Origin of the sequence: Aeromicrobium sp. CF4.19 (genome assembly GCF_051262555.1) — a bacterium.
GTDB lineage: Bacteria > Actinomycetota > Actinomycetes > Propionibacteriales > Nocardioidaceae > Aeromicrobium.
This window is the reverse complement of the sequence record NZ_JBIMEU010000001.1, coordinates 344,250-367,235: the sequence shown is the minus strand read 5'-3', so window position 1 is coordinate 367,235 and position 22,986 is coordinate 344,250. Positions and strand designations below refer to the sequence as shown.

General features: G+C 70.8%; 25 protein-coding genes and 1 pseudogene. 19 read left to right on the top strand and 7 right to left on the bottom strand.

Features of this window, described 5'->3' with window-relative positions:
• Positions 1-29: 29 nt before the first annotated feature.
• On the bottom strand, positions 30-896 hold the full coding sequence (locus ACHAAC_RS01840; RefSeq protein ID WP_435714179.1) for a prephenate dehydratase: 867 nt from the start codon (positions 894-896) through the stop codon (positions 30-32).
• A complete protein-coding gene (galK, locus tag ACHAAC_RS01835; RefSeq protein ID WP_435714177.1) occupies positions 893-1,981 on the bottom strand; it encodes a galactokinase in 1,089 nt (362 codons plus the stop codon). Before galK ends, ACHAAC_RS01840 begins: the two co-directional genes overlap by 4 nt.
• Before the next feature lie 83 nt (positions 1,982-2,064).
• On the opposite strand from galK, the gene trpS reads away from it, so the two are divergent.
• Together trpS and ACHAAC_RS01825 are read left to right on the top strand one after the other, a co-directional pair.
• Positions 2,065-3,105 carry a tryptophan--tRNA ligase gene (gene trpS / locus ACHAAC_RS01830; protein WP_435714176.1) on the top strand — a complete coding sequence of 347 codons (1,041 nt, stop codon included), beginning with the start codon at positions 2,065-2,067 and terminating at the stop codon, positions 3,103-3,105.
• Positions 3,098-3,622 carry a 2'-5' RNA ligase family protein gene (locus ACHAAC_RS01825; protein WP_435714175.1) on the top strand — a complete coding sequence of 175 codons (525 nt, stop codon included), beginning with the start codon at positions 3,098-3,100 and terminating at the stop codon, positions 3,620-3,622. Before trpS ends, ACHAAC_RS01825 begins: the two co-directional genes overlap by 8 nt.
• 29 nt (positions 3,623-3,651) lie before the next feature.
• Here the strand turns inward: ACHAAC_RS01825 and ACHAAC_RS01820 are convergent, their stop codons facing one another.
• Positions 3,652-4,524, bottom strand: a complete 873-nt coding sequence (locus tag ACHAAC_RS01820; RefSeq protein ID WP_435714174.1) for a LysR family transcriptional regulator — start codon at positions 4,522-4,524, stop codon at positions 3,652-3,654.
• Positions 4,525-4,606: 82 nt separating this feature from the next.
• Between ACHAAC_RS01820 and ACHAAC_RS01815 the strand changes: the two genes are divergently transcribed.
• Genes ACHAAC_RS01815 through ACHAAC_RS01805 form a run of 3 tightly spaced genes read left to right on the top strand, consistent with a single transcriptional unit; the run spans position 4,607 to position 8,063 of the window.
• Positions 4,607-5,329: a succinate dehydrogenase cytochrome b subunit gene (locus ACHAAC_RS01815; protein WP_435714173.1), complete on the top strand. Its 723-nt coding sequence runs from the start codon at positions 4,607-4,609 to the stop codon at positions 5,327-5,329.
• Positions 5,326-7,320, top strand: a complete 1,995-nt coding sequence (locus ACHAAC_RS01810; protein WP_435714172.1) for a fumarate reductase/succinate dehydrogenase flavoprotein subunit — start codon at positions 5,326-5,328, stop codon at positions 7,318-7,320. Before ACHAAC_RS01815 ends, ACHAAC_RS01810 begins: the two co-directional genes overlap by 4 nt.
• Positions 7,317-8,063, top strand: a complete 747-nt coding sequence (locus ACHAAC_RS01805; RefSeq protein ID WP_435714171.1) for a succinate dehydrogenase/fumarate reductase iron-sulfur subunit — start codon at positions 7,317-7,319, stop codon at positions 8,061-8,063. The genes ACHAAC_RS01810 and ACHAAC_RS01805 overlap by 4 nt, the downstream gene beginning before the upstream one ends.
• 16 nt (positions 8,064-8,079) lie before the next feature.
• Here the strand turns inward: ACHAAC_RS01805 and ACHAAC_RS01800 are convergent, their stop codons facing one another.
• Positions 8,080-8,514, bottom strand: a complete 435-nt coding sequence (locus ACHAAC_RS01800) for a hypothetical protein (RefSeq protein ID WP_435714170.1) — start codon at positions 8,512-8,514, stop codon at positions 8,080-8,082.
• A 330-nt stretch (positions 8,515-8,844) separates the two neighbouring features.
• Between ACHAAC_RS01800 and ACHAAC_RS01795 the strand changes: the two genes are divergently transcribed.
• The 9 genes and pseudogenes from ACHAAC_RS01795 to ACHAAC_RS01755 all read left to right on the top strand — a co-directional run.
• Positions 8,845-9,048, top strand: a complete 204-nt coding sequence (locus ACHAAC_RS01795) for a hypothetical protein (RefSeq protein ID WP_435714169.1) — start codon at positions 8,845-8,847, stop codon at positions 9,046-9,048.
• Between the two features lie 74 nt (positions 9,049-9,122).
• On the top strand, positions 9,123-9,284 hold the full coding sequence (locus ACHAAC_RS01790) for a hypothetical protein (RefSeq protein WP_435714167.1): 162 nt from the start codon (positions 9,123-9,125) through the stop codon (positions 9,282-9,284).
• 13 nt (positions 9,285-9,297) lie between these two features.
• The gene (locus ACHAAC_RS01785; protein ID WP_435714165.1) at positions 9,298-10,173 is read left to right on the top strand and encodes a PqqD family protein; all 876 of its coding nucleotides are present in this window, start codon (positions 9,298-9,300) and stop codon (positions 10,171-10,173) included.
• On the top strand, positions 10,170-10,916 hold the full coding sequence (locus ACHAAC_RS01780; protein WP_435714164.1) for an ABC transporter ATP-binding protein: 747 nt from the start codon (positions 10,170-10,172) through the stop codon (positions 10,914-10,916). The genes ACHAAC_RS01785 and ACHAAC_RS01780 overlap by 4 nt, the downstream gene beginning before the upstream one ends.
• Entirely contained in the window at positions 10,913-12,352 is a 1,440-nt protein-coding gene (locus ACHAAC_RS01775; RefSeq protein WP_435714162.1) for a hypothetical protein, read from the top strand. Before ACHAAC_RS01780 ends, ACHAAC_RS01775 begins: the two co-directional genes overlap by 4 nt.
• The gene (locus ACHAAC_RS01770; RefSeq protein WP_435714160.1) at positions 12,352-13,032 is read left to right on the top strand and encodes a hypothetical protein; all 681 of its coding nucleotides are present in this window, start codon (positions 12,352-12,354) and stop codon (positions 13,030-13,032) included. The genes ACHAAC_RS01775 and ACHAAC_RS01770 overlap by 1 nt, the downstream gene beginning before the upstream one ends.
• A gap of 82 nt (positions 13,033-13,114) precedes the next feature.
• Complete coding sequence (locus tag ACHAAC_RS01765; RefSeq protein ID WP_435714158.1) at positions 13,115-13,525, top strand: MarR family winged helix-turn-helix transcriptional regulator; 411 nt, start codon at positions 13,115-13,117, stop codon at positions 13,523-13,525.
• Between the two features lie 43 nt (positions 13,526-13,568).
• A complete protein-coding gene (locus ACHAAC_RS01760; RefSeq protein WP_435714157.1) occupies positions 13,569-14,951 on the top strand; it encodes an MFS transporter in 1,383 nt (460 codons plus the stop codon).
• A pseudogene (locus tag ACHAAC_RS01755) lies at positions 14,890-15,252 on the top strand (SRPBCC family protein); the annotation flags it as partial. The gene ACHAAC_RS01760 and the pseudogene ACHAAC_RS01755, both read left to right, overlap by 62 nt.
• A gap of 3 nt (positions 15,253-15,255) precedes the next feature.
• Here the strand turns inward: ACHAAC_RS01755 and ACHAAC_RS01750 are convergent.
• Both ACHAAC_RS01750 and ACHAAC_RS01745 read right to left on the bottom strand, forming a co-directional pair.
• A complete protein-coding gene (locus ACHAAC_RS01750) occupies positions 15,256-15,483 on the bottom strand; it encodes a hypothetical protein (RefSeq protein WP_435714156.1) in 228 nt (75 codons plus the stop codon).
• Positions 15,480-15,767 carry a hypothetical protein gene (locus tag ACHAAC_RS01745; RefSeq protein ID WP_435714154.1) on the bottom strand — a complete coding sequence of 96 codons (288 nt, stop codon included), beginning with the start codon at positions 15,765-15,767 and terminating at the stop codon, positions 15,480-15,482. The genes ACHAAC_RS01750 and ACHAAC_RS01745 overlap by 4 nt, the downstream gene beginning before the upstream one ends.
• A 95-nt stretch (positions 15,768-15,862) precedes the next feature.
• On the opposite strand from ACHAAC_RS01745, the gene ACHAAC_RS01740 reads away from it, so the two are divergent.
• On the top strand, positions 15,863-17,041 hold the full coding sequence (locus tag ACHAAC_RS01740) for an amidohydrolase (protein WP_435714153.1): 1,179 nt from the start codon (positions 15,863-15,865) through the stop codon (positions 17,039-17,041).
• Between the two features lie 26 nt (positions 17,042-17,067).
• On the opposite strand, the gene ACHAAC_RS01735 is transcribed toward ACHAAC_RS01740, so the two are convergent.
• Positions 17,068-17,451 (bottom strand): FmdB family zinc ribbon protein, encoded by a 384-nt coding sequence (locus ACHAAC_RS01735; protein ID WP_435714152.1) that lies wholly within the window; start codon positions 17,449-17,451, stop codon positions 17,068-17,070.
• Between the two features lie 84 nt (positions 17,452-17,535).
• Here ACHAAC_RS01735 and ACHAAC_RS01730 point away from each other — a divergent pair, with 84 nt between their 5' ends.
• The 4 genes from ACHAAC_RS01730 (at position 17,536) to ACHAAC_RS01715 (ending at position 22,967) form a co-directional block, all read left to right on the top strand.
• Positions 17,536-18,921: a hemolysin family protein gene (locus ACHAAC_RS01730; RefSeq protein ID WP_435714150.1), complete on the top strand. Its 1,386-nt coding sequence runs from the start codon at positions 17,536-17,538 to the stop codon at positions 18,919-18,921.
• A complete protein-coding gene (locus tag ACHAAC_RS01725; RefSeq protein WP_435714149.1) occupies positions 18,918-19,958 on the top strand; it encodes a hemolysin family protein in 1,041 nt (346 codons plus the stop codon). Before ACHAAC_RS01730 ends, ACHAAC_RS01725 begins: the two co-directional genes overlap by 4 nt.
• Positions 19,959-19,996: 38 nt before the next feature.
• The gene (locus ACHAAC_RS01720; protein WP_435714147.1) at positions 19,997-20,410 is read left to right on the top strand and encodes a VOC family protein; all 414 of its coding nucleotides are present in this window, start codon (positions 19,997-19,999) and stop codon (positions 20,408-20,410) included.
• Between the two features lie 61 nt (positions 20,411-20,471).
• Positions 20,472-22,967 (top strand): penicillin acylase family protein, encoded by a 2,496-nt coding sequence (locus ACHAAC_RS01715; RefSeq protein WP_435714146.1) that lies wholly within the window; start codon positions 20,472-20,474, stop codon positions 22,965-22,967.
• Positions 22,968-22,986 lie beyond the last annotated feature (19 nt).

Here is a 22,986-nt window from a genome sequence, read left to right as displayed (position 1 = left end):
ATCCTTCCACCCTCGTGGCAGGCGGTCGGTCAGCCGTTCTCGGCCCGGAAGGGAGCAGCCGGGTAGACGCCCAGGACGGTGACGTCGGTGGTGAAGAACCGCAGCTCCTCCAGCGCGCGGGCGAGTCCCGGTTCGTCGGGGTGGCCGTCCACCTCGGCGAGGAACTGCGTCGCGGTGAACTCCCCGCCCACCATGTAGCTCTCCAGCTTGGTCATGTTGACGCCGTTGGTCGCGAAGCCGCCCAGAGCCTTGTACAGGGCGGCGGGGATGTTGCGGACGTTGAAGATGAAGCTGGTCATGACGGGGCCGTTGCCCGCGTCGGCGCGGTGCGGCTCGGGGGAGAGCTCCACGAAGCGTGTGGTGTTGTGCTCCTCGTCCTCGATGTCGCGCTGCAGGATCTGCAGGCCGTAGATCTCGGCGGCGAGCGGTGGGGCGATGGCCGCCTGCGTCGGGTCCTGCGCCTCGGCGATCTCACGAGCGGCGCCGGCGGTGTCGCCGGAGATCAACGGCGTCCACCCGTGCTGCTTGATGATCTTGCGGCACTGACCGAGGGCGTGGACATGGCTGTGCACGGTCCGGACCGAGTCCAGCGTGGCGTCGGGAACGGCCATGAGCATGAACTGGATGCGCAGGAAGTGCTCGGCCACGATGTGCAGGCCCGAGGTCGGCAGGAAGTGGTGGATGTCGGCCACGCGACCGGCGATGGAGTTGTCGATGGGGATCATCGCGAGGTCGGCCGCACCGCTCTCGACCGCCGCGAAGACGTCCTCGAAGGAGGCGCAGGCCACGGCCTCGGCGTCGGGGTGGTGCTGCTTGCAGACCAGGTGGGAGTTGGCTCCGGGCTCTCCCTGGTACGCGATGCGTCGGGCCGCTCCGGCCTCGGTGGCTGCTGTCACGGGACCAGTGTGGCACCGGCCGCCGGGCGGACGGCGAAGACCGTCGGCGCCGCCCAGCCCAGGGCGTCGAAGCGATGCTCGACGAGCTCGCGAACGGGTCCGGCCTTGCTCTGCGGGACGAGCGCGATGGCCGAGCCGCCGAACCCGCCGCCGGTCATCCGCGCGCCCAGCGCGCCGGCCTCCGTTGCTGCCTCGACGGCGACGTCCAGCTCGGCGCAGCTCACCTGGAAGTCGTCGCGCAGCGACTCGTGCGAGGCGGTGAGGATGGTGCCGAGCTGGGCCCACTGCTGGTCCCGCAGCGCCCGGACGGCGGCGCGGACGCGCGCGGTCTCGGTGATGACGTGGCGCAGTCGCGCCTTCAGCGTCTCGTCCTCGAGCGTCAGCATGGCGTCCAGACCGGCGTGCGCGAGCAGGTCGAGGCCGAGCTCGGTGGCCGCGCGTTCACACTCCTCTCGCCGCTGGCCGTACCCGCCCGCGGCGTGGGAGTGGTCGGCGCCCGTGGCGATGACCAGCAGCGACAACCCGGCTGCGGTGGGGTCGAAGGCGACCGGGTCCGCGCTGGGTGGATCGGCCAGCGGCTCGGTCAGCAGCGCGTGGCCCTCCTGCCCGTGCACGACGGCGAGCTGGTCCATGAGGCCCGTGGGCGCACCCACGAAGTCGTTCTCGGCACGTTGCGCCAGCAGGGCCCTGGCGGTGCCGTCCAGGCCCGCGCCGCCGAGCTCGTCGAGGGCCGAGACGACGCCCACGGTGAGCGCGGCCGACGACGAGAGCCCGGCGCCCACGGGGAGGTCGGACTCGATCACCAGGTCGACCCCGCGTGACGGGTGTCCGGCCTGCGCCATCGCCCACACGCTGCCGGCGACGTAGGCCGCCCAGTCGTCCACGTCGCCCGGGCCGACGGAGGTCGAGAACGTGGCCTTGCGGCCGGCGCTCCAGGCGTTGACGACCCCGTCCTCTCGCGGCCGGGCCTTGACCGTGAGGAAGCGGTCGATGGCGCACGGGAGCGACGGCCCGCCGTTGTAGTCGAGGTGCTCACCCACGACGTTGACCCGACCCGGGATCTGCCACGTGCGCACGTCGTCCATCCGCCCGAGCGTAGGGCGTGCGCGTCGACGGCCGGCACCGTGGTGTCCACAGGCCGTCGAGTCGTGGCTGGCAGAATGCAGCCATGCCCGCCTCGCTTCCCCGATCGCTGTCCGGCATCCAGCCGACGGCGGAGTCGTTCCACTTCGGCAACTACTTCGGGGCCCTGCGGCAGTGGGTCCGGCTGCAGGACGACCACGACGCGTTCTACTTCCTCGCCGACCTGCACGCCCTCACGGTGCAGCCCGACCCGGCGGCTCTGCGCGACCGGGTGCACGCCTCGGCGGCCCAGCTCCTCGCCGCCGGCATCGACCCCGAGCGCTCGGCGCTGTTCTGCCAGAGCCACGTCGCCGAGCACACGCAGCTCGCATGGGTCTTCAACTGCCTGACCGGCTTCGGCGAGGCCGGCCGCATGACGCAGTTCAAGGACAAGAGCGCCTCGACCGGGGCGGACAAGGCCAGCGTCGGCCTGTTCACCTACCCGATCCTGCAGGCGGCCGATATCCTGCTCTACCACCCCCAGCACGTCCCGGTCGGTGAGGACCAGCGCCAGCACCTGGAGCTCTCGCGCAACCTGGCGCAGCGCTTCAACCACCACTACGGCGAGACGTTCCCTCTGCCCGAGCCCTACATCGTCAAGGGCACCGCACGGATCTTCGACCTGCAGGACCCGACGGCCAAGATGAGCAAGTCGGCGTCGTCTCCGAGCGGCATCATCGACCTGCTCGACGAGCCCGGGCGCGCGGCCAAGAAGATCCGCTCGGCGGTCACCGACTCCGGCGACGAGATCCGCTTCGACCCCGAGGGCAAGCCCGGCATCTCCAACCTCCTGACGATCTACTCGGCGATCAGCGGCGACGACGTCGACGCGGTGGTGCGCGAGTTCGAGGGTCGGCAGTACGGCCACCTCAAGGTCGCGCTGGGTGACCTCGTGGCCGAGTTCGTCGGGGGCTTCGGCGAGCGCACCCGGGTCTACCTCGACGACCGCGCAGAGCTGGATCGCGTGCTGGCCCGCGGTGCCGAGCGGGCGCGGGAGGCCGCGGCGCCGGTCGTGGCGGACGTCTACGCCAGGATCGGGCTCGTCCCCGATGCCCGGGGACCCCTTGCCCGAGGATCCGGTGCCTGACGACCTCAGGTACGGGGTCGCCATCGCGATCCCGGAGCCGCACGGATCCAGCCTGCGCGCGCGGCGGGCCTCCTTCGGGGACCCGCTCGCCGTGGAGGTGCCGACCCACGTCACGATCGTCCCGCCCACCGACGTCGCTCCGGACGGGCTCGCACTCGTCACGGAGCGGGTGGCCGAGGTGGCCTCCGGCATGGACCCCTTCACGATGACGCTGCTGGGCACCGGGACGTTCCGGCCGGTCTCCCCGGTGGTCTTCGTCGCGGTGAGCCGCGGCATCGCCGAGAGCGAGATCCTGGCCGACCGCGTGCGCACCGCACTGGACGCTCAGCCCACGCAGTTCCCCTACCACCCGCACGTCACCGTCGCCCAGCACCTCGACGACGAGGCGCTCGACCGGGCCCATGGCGAGCTGGCCGGCTTCACGTGCACCTTCGAGGTCGCCGAGGTGGCGCTCTACCTGCACGACGCGACGACCGGCTGGGCCCCGCACGTGGCATTGCCCTTCGCGGGCGGCTGAGCGTCGCGGACGGATGGGCGGCGGGCTCGTCAGGTGAGGCTGGCGAGCAGCTCGTCGCGGAAGGCGGCGGCCGCCAGCTGCAGCTGGGCCGGTCGGTGCGCGAGGGCGATCTGGCGCTGCAGCGACGGGTTGCGCAGGGCCGCGGTTCGCAGACCTGGGCGGTTGGTCATGACCATCTCCGGCACGACGGCGTAGCCCAGCCCCGCCTCGACGAAGCGCAGGACGGCGCTCATCTCCCCACCCTCGACCGCGAGGTGCGGGGTGAACCCGGCCTCGGCGCAGGCGTGCAGGGTCACCTCGCGCAGGTCGTAGCCCTCGCGGAACATCACCAGGGGCAGGTCACGCAGGTCGGCGACGTCGATGCTCGGGGGCAGGTCGGCGTCGACGGGCCCGGCGAGCACCAGCCGCTCCCGGAGCACGGGGACGGTCTCGAGCTCCTCCTCGTCCTCGCGCAGCGGGACGATGACGAGGGCCAGGTCCAGCCGGCCGCGGCCCAGCTCCCTGGTCAGGAGGCGTGAGCCGGCCTCGCGGACCTCGAGCTCGACGCCGGGGTGCGCCGCGTGGAACTGGGTCAGGACGTCGGGCAGCAGCCCGTCGCACAGCGAGGGGGTGGCGCCCAGCCGGACCCGGCCCCTGCGCAGCCCGGCCACCTCGTGCACCGAGCGCTGCGCCTGCTCGACGTCGACGATGATCCGCTGGGCGTGGGGGAGCAGGGCCTCGCCCGCGCTCGTCAGCTCGACGGCGCCGCGACCTCGGACGAGCAGCGGGGTCCCGAGGGAGTTCTCCAGGACGCGGATCTGCTTGGAGAGCGTGGGCTGCGCGACGCCGACGAGGTCGGCCGCCCGGGTGAAGTGCCGGGTGCGGGCCACGGCCACGAAGTAGGAGAGCTGTTGGAACTGCATGCGCCCATCATGCCTGATGTCTATGAAGGTCCACCTCACCATGACTTAGCGCGCATGGCCGGTCTGGGTCTACCGTGACCTCGTGGCCACGACTCAGCTCCCGCGGACGTCGGCGAAACGCTCGACGGTCGCCCTCAAGTACTCGATGGCGGTGTCCGGGCTGATCATGCTCGGCTACCTGCTCGTCCACATGTACGGCAACCTCAAGTTCTTCCAGGGCCAGGAGTACTTCGACTCCTACCTGGCGGGCCTGGAGGACCTCTTCACGCCGTACCTCCCGCACGGCGGCCTGCTGTGGATCATGCGCGTCGTCCTCGTCGCGGCCTTGGTGATGCACGTCTACGCGGCCATCACGCTGTGGCGTCGCAACAAGGTGGCTGCCGGGTACGCCGGCGGCAAGCGCTACCACACCACCAAGAACCGCACTGGCGTCCAGCGCTCGTACGCCTCGTTCACGATGCGCTGGGGCGGCGTCATCCTGCTGCTGTTCATCATCGGCCACGTCGCGCAGATGCTGCCCAACTGGCTGGCGCCCGGCGGCGGCTCGGACAGCAAGTACGAGCGCGTCGTCAACGGCTTCGAGCTGTGGTGGGTGGTGCTGCTGTACACGATCGGCCTCGTCGCCGTCGGCTTCCACCTGTGGCACGGCTTCTGGAGTGCGCTCACGACGCTCGGCCAGAACCGCAGCGCCCGGCGCAAGGAGTCGGCCATCACCTGGGTCTCGACCTTCGTCGCCGCGCTCATCTGCTTCGGCTTCCTCGTCGTCCCGTTCGCGATCCTCTTCTTCGGAGTCGGTACCTCATGACCCAGAGCACCTCGGACACCAACGTCCCCCAGAACGCCTCCGAGCAGTTCCACGGTCTCGGCGAGGACATCCACGACACCCGGGCGCCCGGTGGTCCGATCGAGCAGCGTTGGGACAAGCACTCCTTCGACGGCAAGCTCGTCAACCCGGCGAACCGGCGCAAGATCAGTGTCATCATCGTCGGCACCGGCCTGGCCGGCGCCTCTGCGGCCGCGACGCTCGGCGAGGCCGGCTACCAGGTGACGAGCTTCTGCTACCAGGACAGCCCGCGCCGCGCGCACTCGATCGCCGCGCAGGGTGGCATCAACGCCGCCAAGAACTACCGCAACGACGGTGACTCGATCTACCGACTCTTCTACGACACGGTCAAGGGCGGCGACTTCCGCGCCCGGGAGTCCAACGTCTACCGGCTCGCCCAGGTCTCGGTGAACATCATCGACCAGTGCGTCGCCCAGGGCGTGCCGTTCGCGCGCGAGTACGGCGGCCTGCTGGACAACCGCTCCTTCGGTGGCGTCCAGGTCTCCCGCACGTTCTACGCCCGCGGCCAGACCGGTCAGCAGCTGCTCATCGGCGCCTACCAGGCGCTGGAGCGCCAGGTGGCCGCCGGCACGGTCACGATGAACACCCGGCACGAGATGCTCGAGCTCATCATGGTCCCCGATTCCGACGGTACCGAGCGGGCCCGCGGCGTCATCGTGCGCGACATGGTGACCGGGGAGATCGAGACCCACACCGCCGACGCCGTCGTGCTTGCGACAGGCGGCTACGGCAACGTCTTCTTCCTCTCCACCAACGCGATGGGCTCCAACGTCACCGCCACGTGGCGCGCCCACCGCAAGGGCGCCTACTTCGCGAACCCCTGCTACACGCAGATCCACCCGACGTGCATCCCGGTCTCCGGGGACTACCAGTCCAAGCTGACCCTGATGAGCGAGTCGTTGCGCAACGACGGCCGCATCTGGGTGCCCAAGGACAAGGCCGACGTCGACAAGGACCCCCGGGACATCGCCGAGGAGGACCGCGACTACTACCTCGAGCGCATCTACCCGGCGTTCGGCAACCTGGTCCCGCGCGACATCGCCTCCCGTGCCGCCAAGTACCAGTGCGACGACGGCAAGGGCGTCGGCCCCGGCGGCCTCGGCGTCTACCTCGACTTCGCCGACGCGATCGAGCGCATGGGGCGGGACACCGTCGAGGCGAAGTACGGCAACCTCTTCGACATGTACGCCCAGATCACGGGCGAGGACCCCTACGAGCAGCCGATGCGCATCTACCCGGCGGTCCACTACACGATGGGCGGGCTGTGGGTCGACTACGACCTGCAGAGCAACCTGACCGGACTGTTCGTCGCGGGCGAGGCCAACTTCTCCGAGCACGGCGCCAACCGTCTCGGCGCCTCCGCCCTCATGCAGGGCCTGGCCGACGGCTACTTCGTGCTCCCGAACACGATCGCCAACTACCTGGCCGACAGCCCGTTCGAGAAGATCGCCGACGACCACCCGGCCGTCGTCGCGGCCCGCGAGGCCGTCGAGGAGCGGGTGACGAAGCTCTTGTCGATCGACGGTGCGCGCACCGTGGACTCCTTCCACAAGGAGCTCGGCCACATCATGTGGGACTACTGCGGGATGGAGCGCTCGGAGGAGGGCCTGATCAAGGCCATCGGCATGATCCGTGAGCTCAAGGACGAGTTCTGGAGCAACGTCAAGGTCACCGGGGAGGCCGAGGAGCTCAACCAGGCCCTCGAGCGCGCCAACCGGGTCGCCGACTTCTTCGAGCTCGGTGAGCTCATGTGCATCGACGCGCTGAACCGCCGGGAGTCCTGCGGCGGCCACTTCCGCGCCGAGAGCCAGACCGAGGACGGCGAGGCGCTGCGGCACGACGACCAGTTCGCCTACGTGTCGGCCTGGGAGTTCGGGGACGAGCAGCCGGTCCTGCACAAGGAGCCGCTGGAGTATGAGTACGTCGAGATGAAGTCCAGGAGCTACAAGTGAAGATCACCATCAGGGTCTGGCGCCAGAAGAACGCCGACGACAAGGGCCAGATGGTCTCCTACGGCCTGGACGACGTCAGCGAGCACATGTCCTTCCTGGAGATGCTCGACGTCCTCAACGAGCAGCTCACCCTCGCCGGGGACGAGCCGGTGGCCTTCGACTCCGACTGCCGGGAGGGCATCTGTGGTGCCTGTGGCGTCGTCATCAACGGCATCGCGCACGGGCCCGAGGTCACCACGACCTGCCAGCTGCACATGCGCTCCTTCTCCGACGGCGACGTCATCGACATCGAGCCGTGGCGCGCGGGCGCCTTCCCGGTCGTCAAGGACCTCGTCGTCGACCGCGGAGCCTTCGACCGCATCATCCAGGCGGGCGGTTACATCAGCGCGCCCACCGGATCGGCCCCGGAGGCCAACAACCTCCCCGTGCCCAAGGAGGATGCCGACCACGCCTTCGCCTCGGCCGCGTGCATCGGCTGCGGTGCGTGCGTCGCAGCCTGCCCGAACGGCTCGGCGATGCTGTTCACCGCCGCCAAGATCAACCACCTGGGCCTGCTGCCGCAGGGTCAGCCGGAGCGTGAGTCCCGCGTCATCGGCATGGTGGAGCAGCACGACGCCGAGGGCTTCGGCGGCTGCACCAACATCGGCGAGTGCACCGCGGCCTGCCCCAAGGGCATCCCGCTGGACGTCATCAGCCAGCTGAACCGCGACCTGCTGGGTGCCTTGGCGGCCGGCAAGGCCTGACCTCGTACAGGCTGGGTCAGGGGGAGTCGAGGGCCGCTTCGACGGCTCCCTCGTCGGGTCGAGCGGTCAGCACCAGGTCGACCTCCTCGCCGTCGATCATGGCCGTCGTGCTCGTGCGATCTCCGCGGGCCAGCGCGTGCACGTCGATCTCGCCGACGTCGCTCATGGAGCCCTCGGCCTGCAGCGCGCGGGCGATGGAGGGGCCGTCCTCGTAGGCGTCGCCCATCTCCAGCGCTGCGAGCACCGCGAGCCCGGCCCCGAGGGCTGCGAGCACCCCCGCGCGGCCCCGCAAGCGGCCCATCACCCGCAGTGCCGCCACCCCGACCACGATCGCGAGCCCGAGGACGAAGAAGCCGACGGACGCGTCAGCAGGCAGGCGCGAGAGCGGGTTCCACCACGGCAGGGTCAGGATGGCTGGCTCGACGATGACGTCGACGCTGGCGCGCTGCACGTGACCTCCTCGGTCGGGGAGCTTCGACTGAAGTCGACCCTAGCAATTCCCGGGCTTCATTCGCCGTTCCGATATCACCTCGGCGCGAAAGGGATATCCACCCGGGGTGATAGAACATTCATCTCACATGACGAAATGAGAATTTCCTCGTCAATTGACGGAGTGGATTCTCGCTGCAACCGCAGTCCTGAGGAGGGGCTGGCACCGGCCTCGATCCCGGTCCGACCGTGGCGTAAATCATAGTGACACGTTGCCGTACCATCGCGGTCCGTGTGTCATCGGTGGCAACAGAAGGAACACGATATCGAGGGGGAATTGACCATGTCCGTCATGGCTTATGAAGCGCCGACCATCAACGCGGCCGACTTCGGGGAGAACGAGGCAGTGCCCGCGTTCATCCTGGCCGCGGCGCCGGTGCTCGGCGTGAGCGCCGCGTACATCGTCTGGGTGTGCGACCAGTGCGTCCGGACCGACTGCAACAGCTTCGGCAACACCGTCACCGCGGTGCGCCGCTGGTGGGGCGACGGCTGCTGATCGGTCCAGCGGGGTGCTCCGGGCTCGGAGCACCCCGCGGCCCGACCGTCCCGGACCCCGTCGAAAGGATTCCCATGAAGACCTCCACCGGCATCTCCCTGGCGACGCTCCTGTCGTTCGTCGGGCTCGTGGTGTTCGCGTTCCTCTGCTACGCGTTCATCATCTGGTCCAACTGCGACTCCAGCCTCTCCAGCTTCTTCTCGGACTTCCGGGCCTTCCACGGCTCGGGCTGCTGACACCATGAGTGCGGTGATCGACCAGGGGGCCGACCTCTCCTACGCGCGCGAGGACGTCGTGACGTGGGTGGACGGCGCCAGGTATGGCGACCTCAATGCCTGTGGTCGGTTCGTCCTGGACGTCGTGTCCTCCCAGGGGCAGGTCACCCTCGGTCGGCTCGCCGACATGCTCTCCACCACGTACGGCATCGATGAGGAACGCGCCTTCGGCGACGTCGGGAGGTTCGTCCACCAGGCCCAGGTGGCCGGCGTGCTCTCGATGCGATCGTCCTGGCGCCAGCAGGTCCAGCACTCGCTGGTCCGCCCGTTCCTCGACCTCGCGATGTTCCCGGTGCGGCTGAACTACCCCGCCCGGGGCGCACGTCGTCGCCACCTGGTGCCGAGTGTCGCCGTCACGGCGAGGGCGGCGCTGGAGTCACAGGTCGCGCTCGGCGTGGTGCTGCTCGTGCCGTTCGCGGCGGTGATCGCGATCGCCCTCGCCCCGCCGGATCCCCTGCTGTTCGTCGCGGCCTTCGGCGGGGTCTTCCTGCTGACGATGGCGGTCACCGGCGTGGTGCACGAGCTCGCCCATCATGTCGTCGCCGGGGCCTGCGGCCTGCGGCTGGACATCGTCTACCGGGAACGGTTCACCGTCGGCCTGCGTCGCGAGCGGGGCAGCTCCGCCCAGGAGGCGCTGATCACCGTCATCGGACCGGTGGCCGCACTCGCCCTGGTGATCACGGCCCTGCTCACGCTGGGGGCGGGATCGTGGGACGGTCAGGCCGGCTTCGTGGTGCGTTGCGCCGTGCTGGGTCTGCTCGCCGCAGGTTCCCTGCACCTGGCGTGCCTCGTGCCACCGAGTGCCGACGGCCGGGCGTTGGTCCGTGCGGTGAAGGACCTGAGAACATGACTGCCGTGGACGCACCTCGCCGAGAGCTCCTCACCCTCGCGGTGGAGGGCCTGCAGGTGCGACTCGGCTCCTTCGTGCTGGGCCCGCTCGACCTGGAGATCACCCCGGGGATCACCGCCCTGCTCGGACCCAACGGCAGTGGCAAGACCACCCTGCTGCGGGCCGTCAACGGACTGATCCCGTCAGCTCGGGGGACTGCCCACGTCGGCGGCTCCGACCTGATGTCGCGCAGCGTGGAGGGTCGGCGTCGGGCAGCCTTCGTCCCCGACGGTGACGAGCTGCTCTTCTCCGAGCTCACCCTGGACCAGTTCTTCTCCTTCGTCGCCCGCGTCCGTGAACGCTCGTTCGGCGACGACCCGGACGTGCTGTTCGACCGGGCCGCCACGCTGAGCGTCCGATTCCAGCTGGACCCGGGGACCACGCGGATGCGTGACTTCAGCATGGGCATGAAGCGCAAGGCCCAGCTCATCACCGGCATGATGGCCGACCCCGACCTGCTCATGATCGACGAGCCGCAGAACGGGCTCGACTTCGTCAGCAGCCGCGAGATCCGCACCGCCCTGAGCGACCTGTGCGACGACGGAGCCACCATCGTGATGTCGAACCACGACCTGGACTCCGTGGCCCGGATCGCCGACCACGTCGTCATCGTCAACGACGGCCGGGTCGTGGCGGCCAGCGACGAGCCGTTCTCCTCCGGGGCGGAGTGCGAGCGGTTCGTGGCCGGGTACTTCGAGACATGACGCCGGTCCCGGTGGTCCTCGCCACGGCGACGCAGCAGGTCGGGCAGGTCAGTCGCGGCCTGCACCGGCTGACCGTCGGACGGCTCGTCCCCTACTCGGGGTTCGTGGCCTTCGTGGTGGCCGCCGGGCTCAGCCTCGTGACGGTGGCGGCCCTGCAGTCAGCACAGCTGGGGCGCACGATGTCCGACGGCCCGCTGGACGCCTCCCTCTTCCTGATCGGTGTCCTGGCCTGGTCGGGGGCCCTCGGTGGCACCTTCGCCGTGGTGAGCCGCGACCTGTGGCGACGCCAGGTGCTCAGCGAGCGGGAGCGCCTCGCGGTGCTCCCGCTGGGGCGCCGTTCGCTGGCCCTGCTGTCGTTGGTCCCGGTCCTGCTGCCCACAGTGGTCGGCGGGGCCGTCGCGGTGGTGTGCGTCGCCGCGTACTGCCTGGCATCGGGCGCGAACCCGTTCGGCGTGATCACCGGCTTCGCCTCAGGTCTGTTGCTGGCCTTCGTGCTCGGAACGGTGGCGTCGCTGCTGGCCCGGCTCCCGGGGCTGCGCCGGCTGGGGGTCGGGCTGCCCGTCGGGATCGGCGTGATGCTGCTGATCGCCCACGCCGTGTGGGCGATCAGCGACCCGGCCAGGGCCGGGCTGGCGCCGCACCGTTGGTCCCCGCTCGTCGGTCCGTTGTCGCGGGAGGACCCGTACGCCTCCTGGCAGGTGGCGGCGGTGCTGGCGTGCCTGCTCGCCGCGGTCTGGGCCTGGGTGGCGACGGACACCGGCGCGGCGACGACCCGCAAGGGCGTGACGTTCCGGGACGGGACCAGCAGTGGTGGACGGGTGCCGGGATCGTGGCGAGTCCCCGTGGGCGTCGCCACGACGATCGCCCGCCAGTCCACCCTCGCCACCGAGATCGGCTTGGCCGTCGTGGTGTGCGGTGGTGCCGCCTGGGTCGCGGCCCGCATGGATGCGTTGGACCGGGCCGAGGCCGCTGCCGGCACCGTGCTGGTCGCCGCGGTCTTCAGCGCCCTTCCCGTGCTGGGTCTGCGCAGCAGCCTGGGTCCGGTCGGACGGCTGTGGGTCCTCGGCGCCCGACCGGCCGACGTGCGCCGCGGTCTCCTCCTGGCCTGCGTGGGGGCGCAGGTGCCGGGTGTGCTCGTGGCCACCGCCGTGCTGGTGCTCTCCTCGACCTCGGCGGGCGTCGTGGTCCGGCTGCTGGTGCTCAGCGTCACGGCACTGGGGATCGCCGTGCTCGTCGCGAACGTCATGCGGTCGGTGACCGACCAGAGCGTCGGACGTGCCCTGGCGGGGCTCGCCCTGGTGGCGCCGGTCTTCGTCGGCCTGCAGGCGGGCGCGGCACAGGCGTCGATCGCGGCCGTCGTCGGGGGCGCGGTGGTGGCCGGGGCGGCCGGACTCGCCGCCCTCAGGCTCACCCTCAGCCCGCGGGTCGTGACCTGATGTCGGCTCCCGCGCAGGATCGCGCCGGTCGCGTCAGGGCGGTGATCCTGCTCGTCCTCGTGCTGGTCGTCATCGCGGCCGTCGGCGTGCTGTACCTGCAACTCCGCCAGGAGACGGCCGAGAAGGCCGCGCAGTACGAGCGCGACGCCCGCGTGGCCGCGCCGGCCGGCTTCGGCGACGCCGGGCTGGAGCTCTCCCGGGGCGGCGATGCGGAGCTGGTGGTGCAGACCGACCTGACGTGCCCCCACTGCCAGGAGTTCTTCGCCGAGCACGGCGACGACCTCGCCCGCGAGGCCGAGGCAGGTCGACGCACGGTGGTGCTCCAGGTGGTCGAGGCACGCGGAGGCTCGCGGACGAACGAGACGGCCCTGGGCTACCTCGTCGCTGCCGTGCAGGACAGTGACGTCGAGCCGCTGACGCTCTACCGCGCGGTGTCGGAGGCAGTGACCGGGATGGACGACGACGCCCCGGTCGACGAGGTGGCCGGATCGGTCCGTGGGGCGCTGTCCGACGTCGGCGTCGACGTCGGACAGGAGGTGCCGACGCTCTCTCGTGACGAGCGGCGATGGTTCGCCGCGCGGACGTACGAGAATCGTGAGGGGCCGGGCTCGGTGCCGGCTGTCCTCGTCGACGGCGAGGAGGTCGACCCGGACGAGGGCCTCGCACCACCATCTCCCTGAGCGACGTCCGGACCCGCGCCGGGCGGTCTCGACCGATGGTTGCGATGTTGAATTAACATGGTTAATGAACTATGCTAAGCACATGCCCACCGACACCCAGACTCTCGCGATGGCGGTGGCCCGACTCAATCGTCGACTGCGCCAGGAGCGGCAGTCCGACCTGACGCCCACCCAGCTGTCCGTCCTCGGCACGCTCTGGCAGCTCGGTCCGACGACCCCTTCTTCCGTCGCCGCGCGCGAGCGGGTCAGTGCACCGTCCGTCACCCGCACCATCAACTGCCTCGTGGAGAACGGCCACGCCACCCGCGAGCCGCATCCGCAGGACGGCCGACAGGTCGTCGTCGCCATCTCCGAGGTGGGGGAGAAGGTGCTGGCGGAGGAGCGCCGGCGCCGGGACGCGTGGTTGCACCAGCGCCTGCAGCACCTCGATGCCCGCCAGCGTGCGGTCCTGCGCGAGGCCTCGGCCATCCTGACCGGGATCGCCGAGTCATGAGAGACGTCACGGGGAGGGCCACGAGGGGTGCGGTGAGGCCCCGGTGAGCCCCACGTTCCGCGCCCTGTCCGTCCGCAACTACCGCATCTACGCCTCTGGCTCCCTGATCTCCAACACCGGCACCTGGATGCAGAACACCGCCCAGGCGTGGCTGATCCTCGTCCTCACCGGCAGCGGCACCGCGCTCGGCTTCACCGTCGCGCTGCAGCTGCTGCCCACGCTGCTGCTCTCGCCCTTCGGTGGTGTCCTGGCCGACCGCTTCGCCAAGCGCACGCTGCTGCGCATCATGCAGGTCGCCATGGCCGTCCCGGCCGGCGTGCTCGGCGTCCTGGCGGTCACCGGTGTCGTGCAGGCCTGGCACGTCTACGTGCTGGCCCTGGTCTTCGGCATCGGCCGCGCCCTGGAGGCTCCGGCACGCCAGTCCTTCGTCCCGGAGATGGTCGGACCGGAGGACCTCGGCAACGCCGTCGCGCTCAACTCCGCGTCGTTCAACGCCGGCCGCCTGGTCGGGCCCGGGCTCGCCGGGCTGATGATCGCCGCCCTGGGCGGGGGCGTCGTCGGCACCGGGTGGGTCATCACGATCAACGCCGTCAGCTACCTCGCCGCCTACTGGGCGCTGCAGGTCATGGACACCGAGCGACTCACGCCCACGCCGGTGATCGGCCGCGGCAGGGGCGCCGTCCGGGAGGGCCTGCGGTACGTGCGCTCGCGGCCCGACCTGGTCCTGGTGCTGACGTGCGTGCTCTTCCTCGGCGGCTTCGGGATGAACTTCCAGATCACCAGCGCGCTCATGGCCACCGACGAGTTCGGCCGTGGGGCCAGCGAGTACGGCCTGCTGGGGTCGCTGCTGGCCATCGGCTCCCTCGCCGGAGCCCTGCTCGCCGCTCGCCGCACCACCCCGCGCATCCGCTTCGTGGTGCTCTCGGGGCTGGCCTTCTCGGTCGTGCAGATCCTCTCCGGCCTCATGCCCACCTATGCCACCTACGCCCTGGTGCTGCCGCTCATCGGCGTCAGCGTCCTGACCATGGCGACGACCGCCAACGCCTACATCCAGACGACGGTGACGCCGGCCATGCGAGGACGCGTCGCGGCGCTGTACATCATGGTCTTCATCGGCAGCGTGCCCTTCGTGGCACCACTCGTCGGCTGGGTGGGCGAGGTCTTCGGCGCGCGGGCCTCCGTCATCGGCACCGGCGCAGCGGCTGGACTCGGGGTCCTGGTCACGACGCTGTGGTACCTGGCTCGCCGCGAGGGACAGCGCGATGAGTTGCGCGCCCTCGCAGCGGACCTACGCTCCAGGCATGGACGTCGAGCGCACCTTCCACGTCGGGCGGCCGGTCGAGGACGTCTTCGACTTCCTCAGCGACTTCGAGAACACCGAGCAGTGGGACCCCGGGACGATCGAGACCCGGCGAACCTCCGGTGACGGTGGTGTGGGCACCACCTACCTCAACCGGTCGAGGTTCCTGCGTCGCACCGTGGAGCTGACGTACGAGACGATCGCCCACGACCGCCCCTCGCACTTCGTGTGCCGGGGGCGCAACGGCAGGACCACGGCCACCGACCACCTGGCGTTCACGCCGGACGGCGAGAGGACGCGGATCCACTACCGTGCGGTCTTCGACTTCCCGTTCCCGTTGAACGTCCTCGCCTCGCTGGCTCGCGGCAGGCTGGAGAGGCTCGGCGACGAGACGGTCGAGCAGATCAAGGCGACGCTGCAGCCCTGATCCTCACGAGGGGTCCTCACGCCCGGCCCGACGGACGCGCCGCAGGCCCTGGCGCCCGACGACGAGGCAGAGGGCCAGCACGACGGTCCAGAACGCCACGCCGCCCCACACGTCGCGGGCGATCGTGACGCCGACCATCACGGCGGCGCACAGACCGAGCAGCACCGCGCACAGCACGACGACGCGGTCCATCGCCCCACCGTCGGCGCTGACCCACGACGTGCCGCTCACGTTTCCCCCTGGCCGAGCACCTGCTGACGGGCCGCCGCGTGCTGCTCGGCGTCGACCAGGTCGCGCGAGCGGAGGTCGTCGACGAGGGTGAGCCGCTCGCCCACGCTCAGTCCCGGGGCATCGACGGCGGTGGCGAGCAGGGTCACGGCGACGTCGGCAAGCATCTGGGCGAGCTCGTCCGTCTCGTCCACCGGGACGGGCTCGACTGCACGGGTGCGGCGCCAGATGAGGCCTGCAACGCCCGCGACGATGAGCCCCACGATAAACCCGAGAGCCACGTCCACCAGCCCACCGTAGCCGCATCGACCCCGGTCGACGCTGCATGCCGGGCCCCGGCCGAGGGGCCGCGGGGCCGGCCGGCAGGACGTATCCTGATCAGATGCCTTCCGAAGCCACCCCGTCCGCGGCCATCGCCCGGTCGGTCGAGGTCGTCACTCCCGACCTCATCGAGCTGCGGCGGGACCTGCATGCCAGCCCGGAGCTCTCGTGGCGCGAGGAGCGGACGACCGACGTGGTCGCGGCCTGGATGGACAAGCTCGGGCTGTGGCACGAACGCCTCGAGGGAACCGGCGTGGTCGCCGAGGTCGGCCCCGAGGGCGGCCCGATCGTGGCGCTTCGCGCCGACCTCGACGCGCTGCCGGTCAGCGACACGACGTCGGACCCGTGGCGCTCGACCGTGCCCGGCGTCGCCCACGCCTGTGGACACGACCTGCACGTCGCCGCCCTGGTCGGCGCCGCGGTCGCCCTGCGTGACCTGCACGAGGCCGAGGCGTTGCCCCGGCGCGTGCGCCTCATCTTCCAGCCGGCCGAGGAGGTCATGCCCGGCGGAGCGTTGAGACTGCTCTCCGGTGGGATCCTCAGGGGAGTCTCGCGCATCTTCGCGCTGCACTGCGACCCGTCCCTGGACGTCGGACTGGTGGGCGTTCGTGAGGGCGCCATCACCGCCGCGACCGATCGCCTCTCCATCGCGCTCAGCGGGCGGGGTGGGCACACCTCCAGGCCACACCTGACCGAGGACCTGACCTACGCCTTGGCGAGCCTGGTGACCCAGCTGCCCGCGGTGCTCTCGCGTCGCTTCGACCCGCGCGCCGGCGCGAGCCTGGTCTGGGGACAGCTCTCGGCCGGCAACGCGCCGAACGTCATCCCTGCCACCGGAGAGGTCGGAGGCACGCTGCGGATGCTCGACGCCGCCGCGTGGCACCAGGCCGAGCACCTCGTGCGCGGCCTGATCACCGACATCCTCGCCCCGTTCGGCGTCAGCGCCGACGTCACCTACGTCCGGGGCGTGCCGCCCGTGGTCAACGAGTTCGGGGCCACGGAGGCCCTCCGTCAGGCGGTGACCAGCGCTGTCGGTCCGGCGGCCGTCGCCTCCACCACACAGAGCCTCGGGGGAGAGGACTTCGCCTGGTACGTCGAGGCCGTGCCCGGGGCGATGGGCCGGCTGGGGACGCGGACGCCGGACGGACCCACCTACGACCTGCACCAGGGCAACCTGCGGGTCGACGAGCGCGCGATCGCCGTCGGCGCGAGCGTCCTGGCCGGCGTCGCGGTGGTCTGAGCGGCACCGAGGTCCTGCGGAACCTCTCAGGCGGCCGAGCCGGAGCCCTGGCCCGAGGAGGACGTGCTCGAGGACTTCGTGGACGCCGACGTGCCCGAGTCCTTGCTGCTCGTGGACTCCTTGCCGGAGGACGACGTGCTCGAGGAGTCAGTGCCGGAGGACCCTGCGCCCGTGGACTCCTTGCCTGCGGCCGGCGCGCCGGAGGAGGACTCGCCACCCTCGGAGGGGGCCTGGCCGCGGCTGTCGTTGCGGTAGAAGCCCGAGCCCTTGAAGACCACTCCGACGGCGTTGAAGACCTTGCGCAATCGCCCTTCGCACTCCGGGCAGACGGTCAAGGAGTCGTCGCTGAACGACTGCTGGACCTCGAGTGCGAGGGCGCACTCGGTGCACTGGTACTGATAGGTGGGCACGGCTACTCCGACTCGTCGTGGGTGAGTGGCCAAGGGTATCGTTCGGCGCATTGTGGATGATCCCCAACCTCCCAGATCCCCGTCATGACCGAGGCCCTCCTGCTCGCGTCCTCCCTGCTGCTGATGCTCGCCTGTGGCGTCTTCGTCGCGGCGGAGTTCTCCTTCGTCACCGTCGACCGCGCCACGATCGAGCGGGCGGCCGAGGCCGGTGAGCCAGGTGCCGCCGGAACGCTCAGGGCCCTGCAGACCCTCTCGACGCAGCTGAGCAGCGCACAGCTCGGCATCACGATCACCAACCTCGCGATCGGCTATCTCGCCGAGCCCGCCATCGGCCGGCTCGTGCGCGGCCCGTTGGAGGACGTCGGTGTCACCGGAACCGCGCAGAGCATCGCCTCCTACGCCATCGCGATCACCCTGAGCACCATCGTGACCATGCTGGTCGGCGAGCTGATCCCCAAGAACCTGGCCCTCGCCCGGCCCCAGGCCACGGCGGCCGTCACGCAGCTGCCGCAGCGCTGGTTCACCGTCGCCATGGCGTGGCCGATCCGGTTCCTGAACGGGGTCGCCAACAAGACGTTGCTGCGCCTGGGGGTGGAGCCGCAGGAGGAGCTGCGCTCGGCCCGATCGCCGCTGGAGCTGCGCTCCCTCGTGCTGCGCTCGGCCCAGGAGGGTTCGATCGACGACGAGACGGCCGACCTGGTCGCCCGCAGCATCGCCTTCGGCGACCGCGCGGCCGCCGACGTCCGCACGCCGCGCGTGCGCGTGCACTTCCTGGAGAGCGACGACACTGCCCAGGACGTCATCGAGGCCACCCGCCAGACCGGGCACTCCAGGTTCCCGGTCATCGGTCGCTCACCCGACGACGTCGTCGGCATCGTGCACATCAAGCAGGCCGTGGGTGTGAGCCCGGATCGGCGGCGCTCGGTGCGGGTCGAGGACATCGCCGGTGCGGCCGCCACGGTGCCCGACACCCTGGAGCTGGACCCCCTGCTGGTGGTCCTGCGCGAGCAGGGCATGCAGATGGCTGTCGTCGTCGATGAGTACGGCGGCACCGACGGCGTCGTGACGCTGGAGGACCTCGTGGAGGAGATCGTCGGCGACATCGCCGACGAGCACGACCGGCTCTCCTCCCGCAGCCGGCACCGGCGGGACGGCACGTGGTCGCTGTCGGGCCTCCTGCGTCCGGACGAGGTGCTGGAACAGACCGGCATCGCGCTCCCCGAGGGCGAGGACTACGAGACCATCGCCGGCCTGCTGCAGGCCGAGCTGGGCCGACTCGGCCAGCGCGACGACACCCTGCGCCTCACGCTGCCGGGCACCGGCGACGACGAGGAGGGCCTGCCTCGCACGGTCGACGTCGACCTGACGATCGAGCGGATGGAGGGCCGGCGCATCGACCGCGTCTCCCTGACCGTGGTGGACCCGAGCGAGGACGGGGTCACAACCGACCCGGGGCGTGAGCGGGCATGAACGACTACCTCGGAGTGGGCCTCACCGTCGTCCTGCTGGCGCTCAACGCGCTGTTCGTCGCCTCGGAGTTCGCGCTGATCTCGGTCCGTCGCACACAGATCGAGCCCCTCGCCGCGGCCGGGAAGCGCTCGGCCAAGCTCGCGCTCAAGGCCATGGAGAACGTCACGCTCGCGATGGCGGCCGCCCAGCTGGGCATCACGATCTGCTCGCTGGGGCTCGGTGCCATCAGCGAGCCTGCGCTCGCCCACCTGATGGAGCCGATCTTCGATGCGCTCAACGTGCCCGACGACCTCGTGCACCCGATCGCGTTCGTCATCGCGATGAGCATCATCGTGTTCCTGCACGTGGTCTTCGGCGAGATGGTGCCCAAGAACCTGGCCCTGGTGAAGCCGGACCGCGCGTCCCTGCTGCTGGGCCCGTTCATGCTTGGCGTCATCGCGGTCCTCAAGCCCGTCGTCGTCAGCCTCAACGGCATCGCCAACGTCTCGGTCCGGCTGCTGCGGGTCGAGCCGGTCGACGAGGTCGCGTCCACCTACACCCACGACGAGGTGGCCGGCCTGGTGGAGGAGTCCCGACGGGAGGGCCTGCTCGACGAGGAGGAGTACGGGCTGGTCTCGGGGGCGCTGGACTTCCACGGCGGCACGGTCGACCAGGTGCTCCTGCCACGGGACGGCCTGGTCACCATCGCTCCCTCGGCCACCCCCGTGGACGTGGAGGAGGCCTGCGCGGAGACCGGGTTCTCCCGCTTCCCCGTCACCGACGCCTCGGGCGACCTCGCCGGCTACCTGCACATCAAGGACGTGCTCGAGACCGACGACGACGCCCGCGTCCAGCCGATCGCCGACAAGTGGCTTCGTCCGCTGTCCACGGTGGCGCCCGGCTCCGGCCTGTACGAGGCGTTGCGCACGATGCAGGCGCGCGGCTCCCACATGGCCCGCGTGGCCGACGCCGAGGGCCACGTCCGCGGCGTCATCATGCTCGAGGACGTGCTCGAGGAGCTGGTCGGTGAGGTGCGCGACGTCGAGCGGTCCCGCTGATCGAGCATCGTCGGCGGGTCGGGTGCGACGATGGCGGGGTGCAGGCACGGATCAGCTTCATCACGCTCGCGGTGCCGGACCTCGCGGCGGTGCGCACCTTCTACGTCGACGGTCTCGGCTGGGCGCCCGCGCTGGAGGAGCCGGACGAGGTCCTCATGATCTCGGTGGGGGAGCGGATCGTCCTGTCGTTGTGGTCCGAGGCGGGCTTCGAGGCCGAGGTCGGCCCGATCAGGCGCGGGGCAGGACTGGTGCCGATCACGCTGGCCCACAACGTGCCCACGGCGGACGCGGTCGACACGGTGCTCGAGCAGGCCCGGACCGCCGGGGCGCCCGAGGTGTCACAGGGGCAGTGGCGGGAGTGGGGCGGGTACTCGGGCTACTTCGCCGACCCTGCCGGGTTCCGGTGGGAGATCGCTTGCAACCCCGGGCCGATCGGCCAGAGCGTCCTCTGAGCCCCCGAGCCGCGGCGGGGACTCGTCACCACCTGACGTCCCCGTGGGTGATGATGTGCGGGTGCGTCGACTACTCATCGGGACCGTCGCGGTCGTCCTGGCCCTCGCCCTGGCGATCGGGACACTCGTCTTCATCAACGTGCGCGGCCCGTTCCCCGACGTCACCGGCGAGCGGACGATCAGCGGGCTGACGGCGGACGTCACGATCGGCCGCGACGCACACGGCATTCCGCAGGTCGAGGCCGAGCACGAGCTGGACCTCTTCTTCGGACAGGGCTTCGTCCATGCCCAGGACCGCTTCTACGAGATGGACTTTCGCCGTCACGTCACCTCTGGCCGGCTGGCCGAGCTCGTCGGGGAGGGCGCCCTGGAGACCGACCAGTTCGTGCGCACCCTCGGGTGGCGTCGCGTCGCCGAGCAGGAGTACCGCCAGCTCGACGAGCCGACCCGGAAGCTGCTGCGCGCCTACGCCCGCGGCGTCAACGCCTACATCGACAACCGGTCGGGCTCGGACCTCGCCCTGGAGTACACGGTCCTGTCCCTGACCGGGCCGGACTACCGCCCCGAGCCGTGGACACCGGTGGACTCCCTGGCCTGGGTCAAGGCGATGGCGTGGGACCTGCGCAGCAACATGAACGACGAGATCGGGCGTGTGCAGGCCGCCGAGGACCTCACGACCGCGCAGGTCGAGGAGCTGTGGCCCGGCTACCCCGAGGACCACGCCACCATCGTCGGTGGCGGCGAGGTCACTGACGGCAGCTTCCGCGCCGACGACGCGGCGGACGCGCGACGCGCATCGGCCGCGGTCGACCGGCTCGGGTCGGCGCAACGCGCAGCCGAGGCCGTCCCGGCCCTGCTCGGGACCGGGGACGGCATCGGGTCCAACTCCTGGGTGGTCTCCGGGGACCGCACCGCCACCGGGAAGCCGATCCTCGCCAACGACCCGCACCTCGCGCCCTCGATGCCGGGGATCTGGTACCAGGTGGGCCTGCGGTGCCGTCAGGTCACGTCGGAGTGTCCCTACGACGTCGCGGGATACTCCTTCTCCGGCCTCCCCGGCGTGGTCGTGGGCCACAACCGGAAGGTCGCGTGGGGCGTCACCACGATGTACGCCGACGTCGCCGACCTCTACCTCGAGCGCGTCGACGGCGAGACCTATGAGTTCGAGGGTGAGCAGCTGCCGCTCGAGACCCGCGAGGAGACCTTCGAGGTGGCCGGCGGGGAGCCCGAGACCATCACGGTGCGCGAGACCCGGCACGGCCCCATCCTGTCCGACCTCGACGAGAACATCAGCGAGGTCGGCAGCGGCACCGTGCGGGACGTGGAGAAGGGGGACTACGCCGTCTCGCTGCAGTGGACGGCCCTCACCCCGCGGCCGACCATCAAGGCGGTGTTCGCGCTCGGCCGGGCCCAGGACTGGGAGGACTTCCGCGACGCGGCCGAGCTGTTCACCGTTCCCTCGCAGAACCTCGTCTACGCCGACGTGGACGGCAACATCGGCTACCAGTCACCCGGCGCCATCCCGATCCGCAGCCGCGGCAACGGGCGCTACCCGGCGCCGGGATGGACGGGCACCCACGAGTGGACCGGCGAGATCCCGTTCGAGGAGCTGCCCAGCGTGCTCAACCCCGACGAGGGGGCGATCGTCACGGCCAACAACAGGGTCATCGGCAGCTATCCGTACACGCTGGGTGCCGACACGGCTGCGGGATACCGCTCCGAGCGGATCCGTGACCTGCTGCAGGCCGGGGACGGCTTCGACGTCGCCGACATGACCGCGATGCAGACCGACACCCACAACGGCAACGCCGAGCGGCTCGTGCCCTACCTGCTGGACGTCGAGCTCGGGGACGAGTTCGACCGCCAGGGCCAGGACACGTTGCGCGGGTGGGACTTCTCCCAGCCGCCGGACTCCTCGTCGGCCGCCTACTTCAACGTCGTGTGGCGTCACCTGCTCGAGCTCACCTTCCACGACCAGCTCCCGCCGGAGCAGCATCCCGACGGCGGGGAGCGCTGGTTCAACGTCCTGGACCGCATCATCGACGACGAGGAGAGCCGTTGGTGGGACGACGTCGACACGCCCGGTGTCGAGGAGGACCGCGACGTCATCCTCGCCGAGGCCATGCGCCGGGCCCGCGACGAGCTGACCCGTCGGCAGTCGCGCGAGCCGGAGGACTGGACGTGGGGCCGTCTGCACCGCCTCGAGCTGGTCAACCAGACGCTCGGCACGTCGGGCATCGGTCTCGTCGAGGGCCTGTTCAACCGGGGGCCGTACGAGCTCGGTGGCGGGACCGGCATCGTCGACGCCACGGGCTGGGACGCCAGGGAGGGATACGACGTGACTGCCGTCCCCTCGATGCGGATGGTGGTGGACCTCGCGAACCTGGACCGGTCCCGCTGGATCAACCTCACGGGTGCCTCCGGCCACGCCTACCACCCCCACTACGTCGACCAGACCGAGCTGTGGGCCCGTGGCGAGACGCTGCCGTGGGCGTTCTCCGGCGCCGCGGTGGAGGCCGCGACGGAGGAGACCCTCGTCCTGCGCCCCGGCGGCTGACCGACGCCGGCGGAGGGCC

What these genes read in the sequence shown, in the direction of transcription:
- ACHAAC_RS01775 (WP_435714162.1), top strand. Translation starts at nt 10,913, where the DNA reads ATGACGCCGGTCCCGGTGGTCCTCGCCACGGCGACGCAGCAGGTCGGG.
- ACHAAC_RS01770 (WP_435714160.1), top strand. Translation starts at nt 12,352, where the DNA reads ATGTCGGCTCCCGCGCAGGATCGCGCCGGTCGCGTCAGGGCGGTGATC.
- ACHAAC_RS01740 (WP_435714153.1), top strand. Translation starts at nt 15,863, where the DNA reads ATGCCTTCCGAAGCCACCCCGTCCGCGGCCATCGCCCGGTCGGTCGAG.
- trpS (WP_435714176.1), top strand. Translation starts at nt 2,065, where the DNA reads ATGCCCGCCTCGCTTCCCCGATCGCTGTCCGGCATCCAGCCGACGGCG.
- ACHAAC_RS01780 (WP_435714164.1), top strand. Translation starts at nt 10,170, where the DNA reads ATGACTGCCGTGGACGCACCTCGCCGAGAGCTCCTCACCCTCGCGGTG.
- ACHAAC_RS01810 (WP_435714172.1), top strand. Translation starts at nt 5,326, where the DNA reads ATGACCCAGAGCACCTCGGACACCAACGTCCCCCAGAACGCCTCCGAG.
- ACHAAC_RS01795 (WP_435714169.1), top strand. Translation starts at nt 8,845, where the DNA reads ATGGCTTATGAAGCGCCGACCATCAACGCGGCCGACTTCGGGGAGAAC.
- ACHAAC_RS01765 (WP_435714158.1), top strand. Translation starts at nt 13,115, where the DNA reads ATGCCCACCGACACCCAGACTCTCGCGATGGCGGTGGCCCGACTCAAT.
- ACHAAC_RS01730 (WP_435714150.1), top strand. Translation starts at nt 17,536, where the DNA reads ATGACCGAGGCCCTCCTGCTCGCGTCCTCCCTGCTGCTGATGCTCGCC.
- ACHAAC_RS01790 (WP_435714167.1), top strand. Translation starts at nt 9,123, where the DNA reads ATGAAGACCTCCACCGGCATCTCCCTGGCGACGCTCCTGTCGTTCGTC.
- galK (WP_435714177.1), bottom strand. Translation starts at nt 1,981, where the DNA reads ATGGACGACGTGCGCACGTGGCAGATCCCGGGTCGGGTCAACGTCGTG.
- ACHAAC_RS01820 (WP_435714174.1), bottom strand. Translation starts at nt 4,524, where the DNA reads ATGCAGTTCCAACAGCTCTCCTACTTCGTGGCCGTGGCCCGCACCCGG.
- ACHAAC_RS01725 (WP_435714149.1), top strand. Translation starts at nt 18,918, where the DNA reads ATGAACGACTACCTCGGAGTGGGCCTCACCGTCGTCCTGCTGGCGCTC.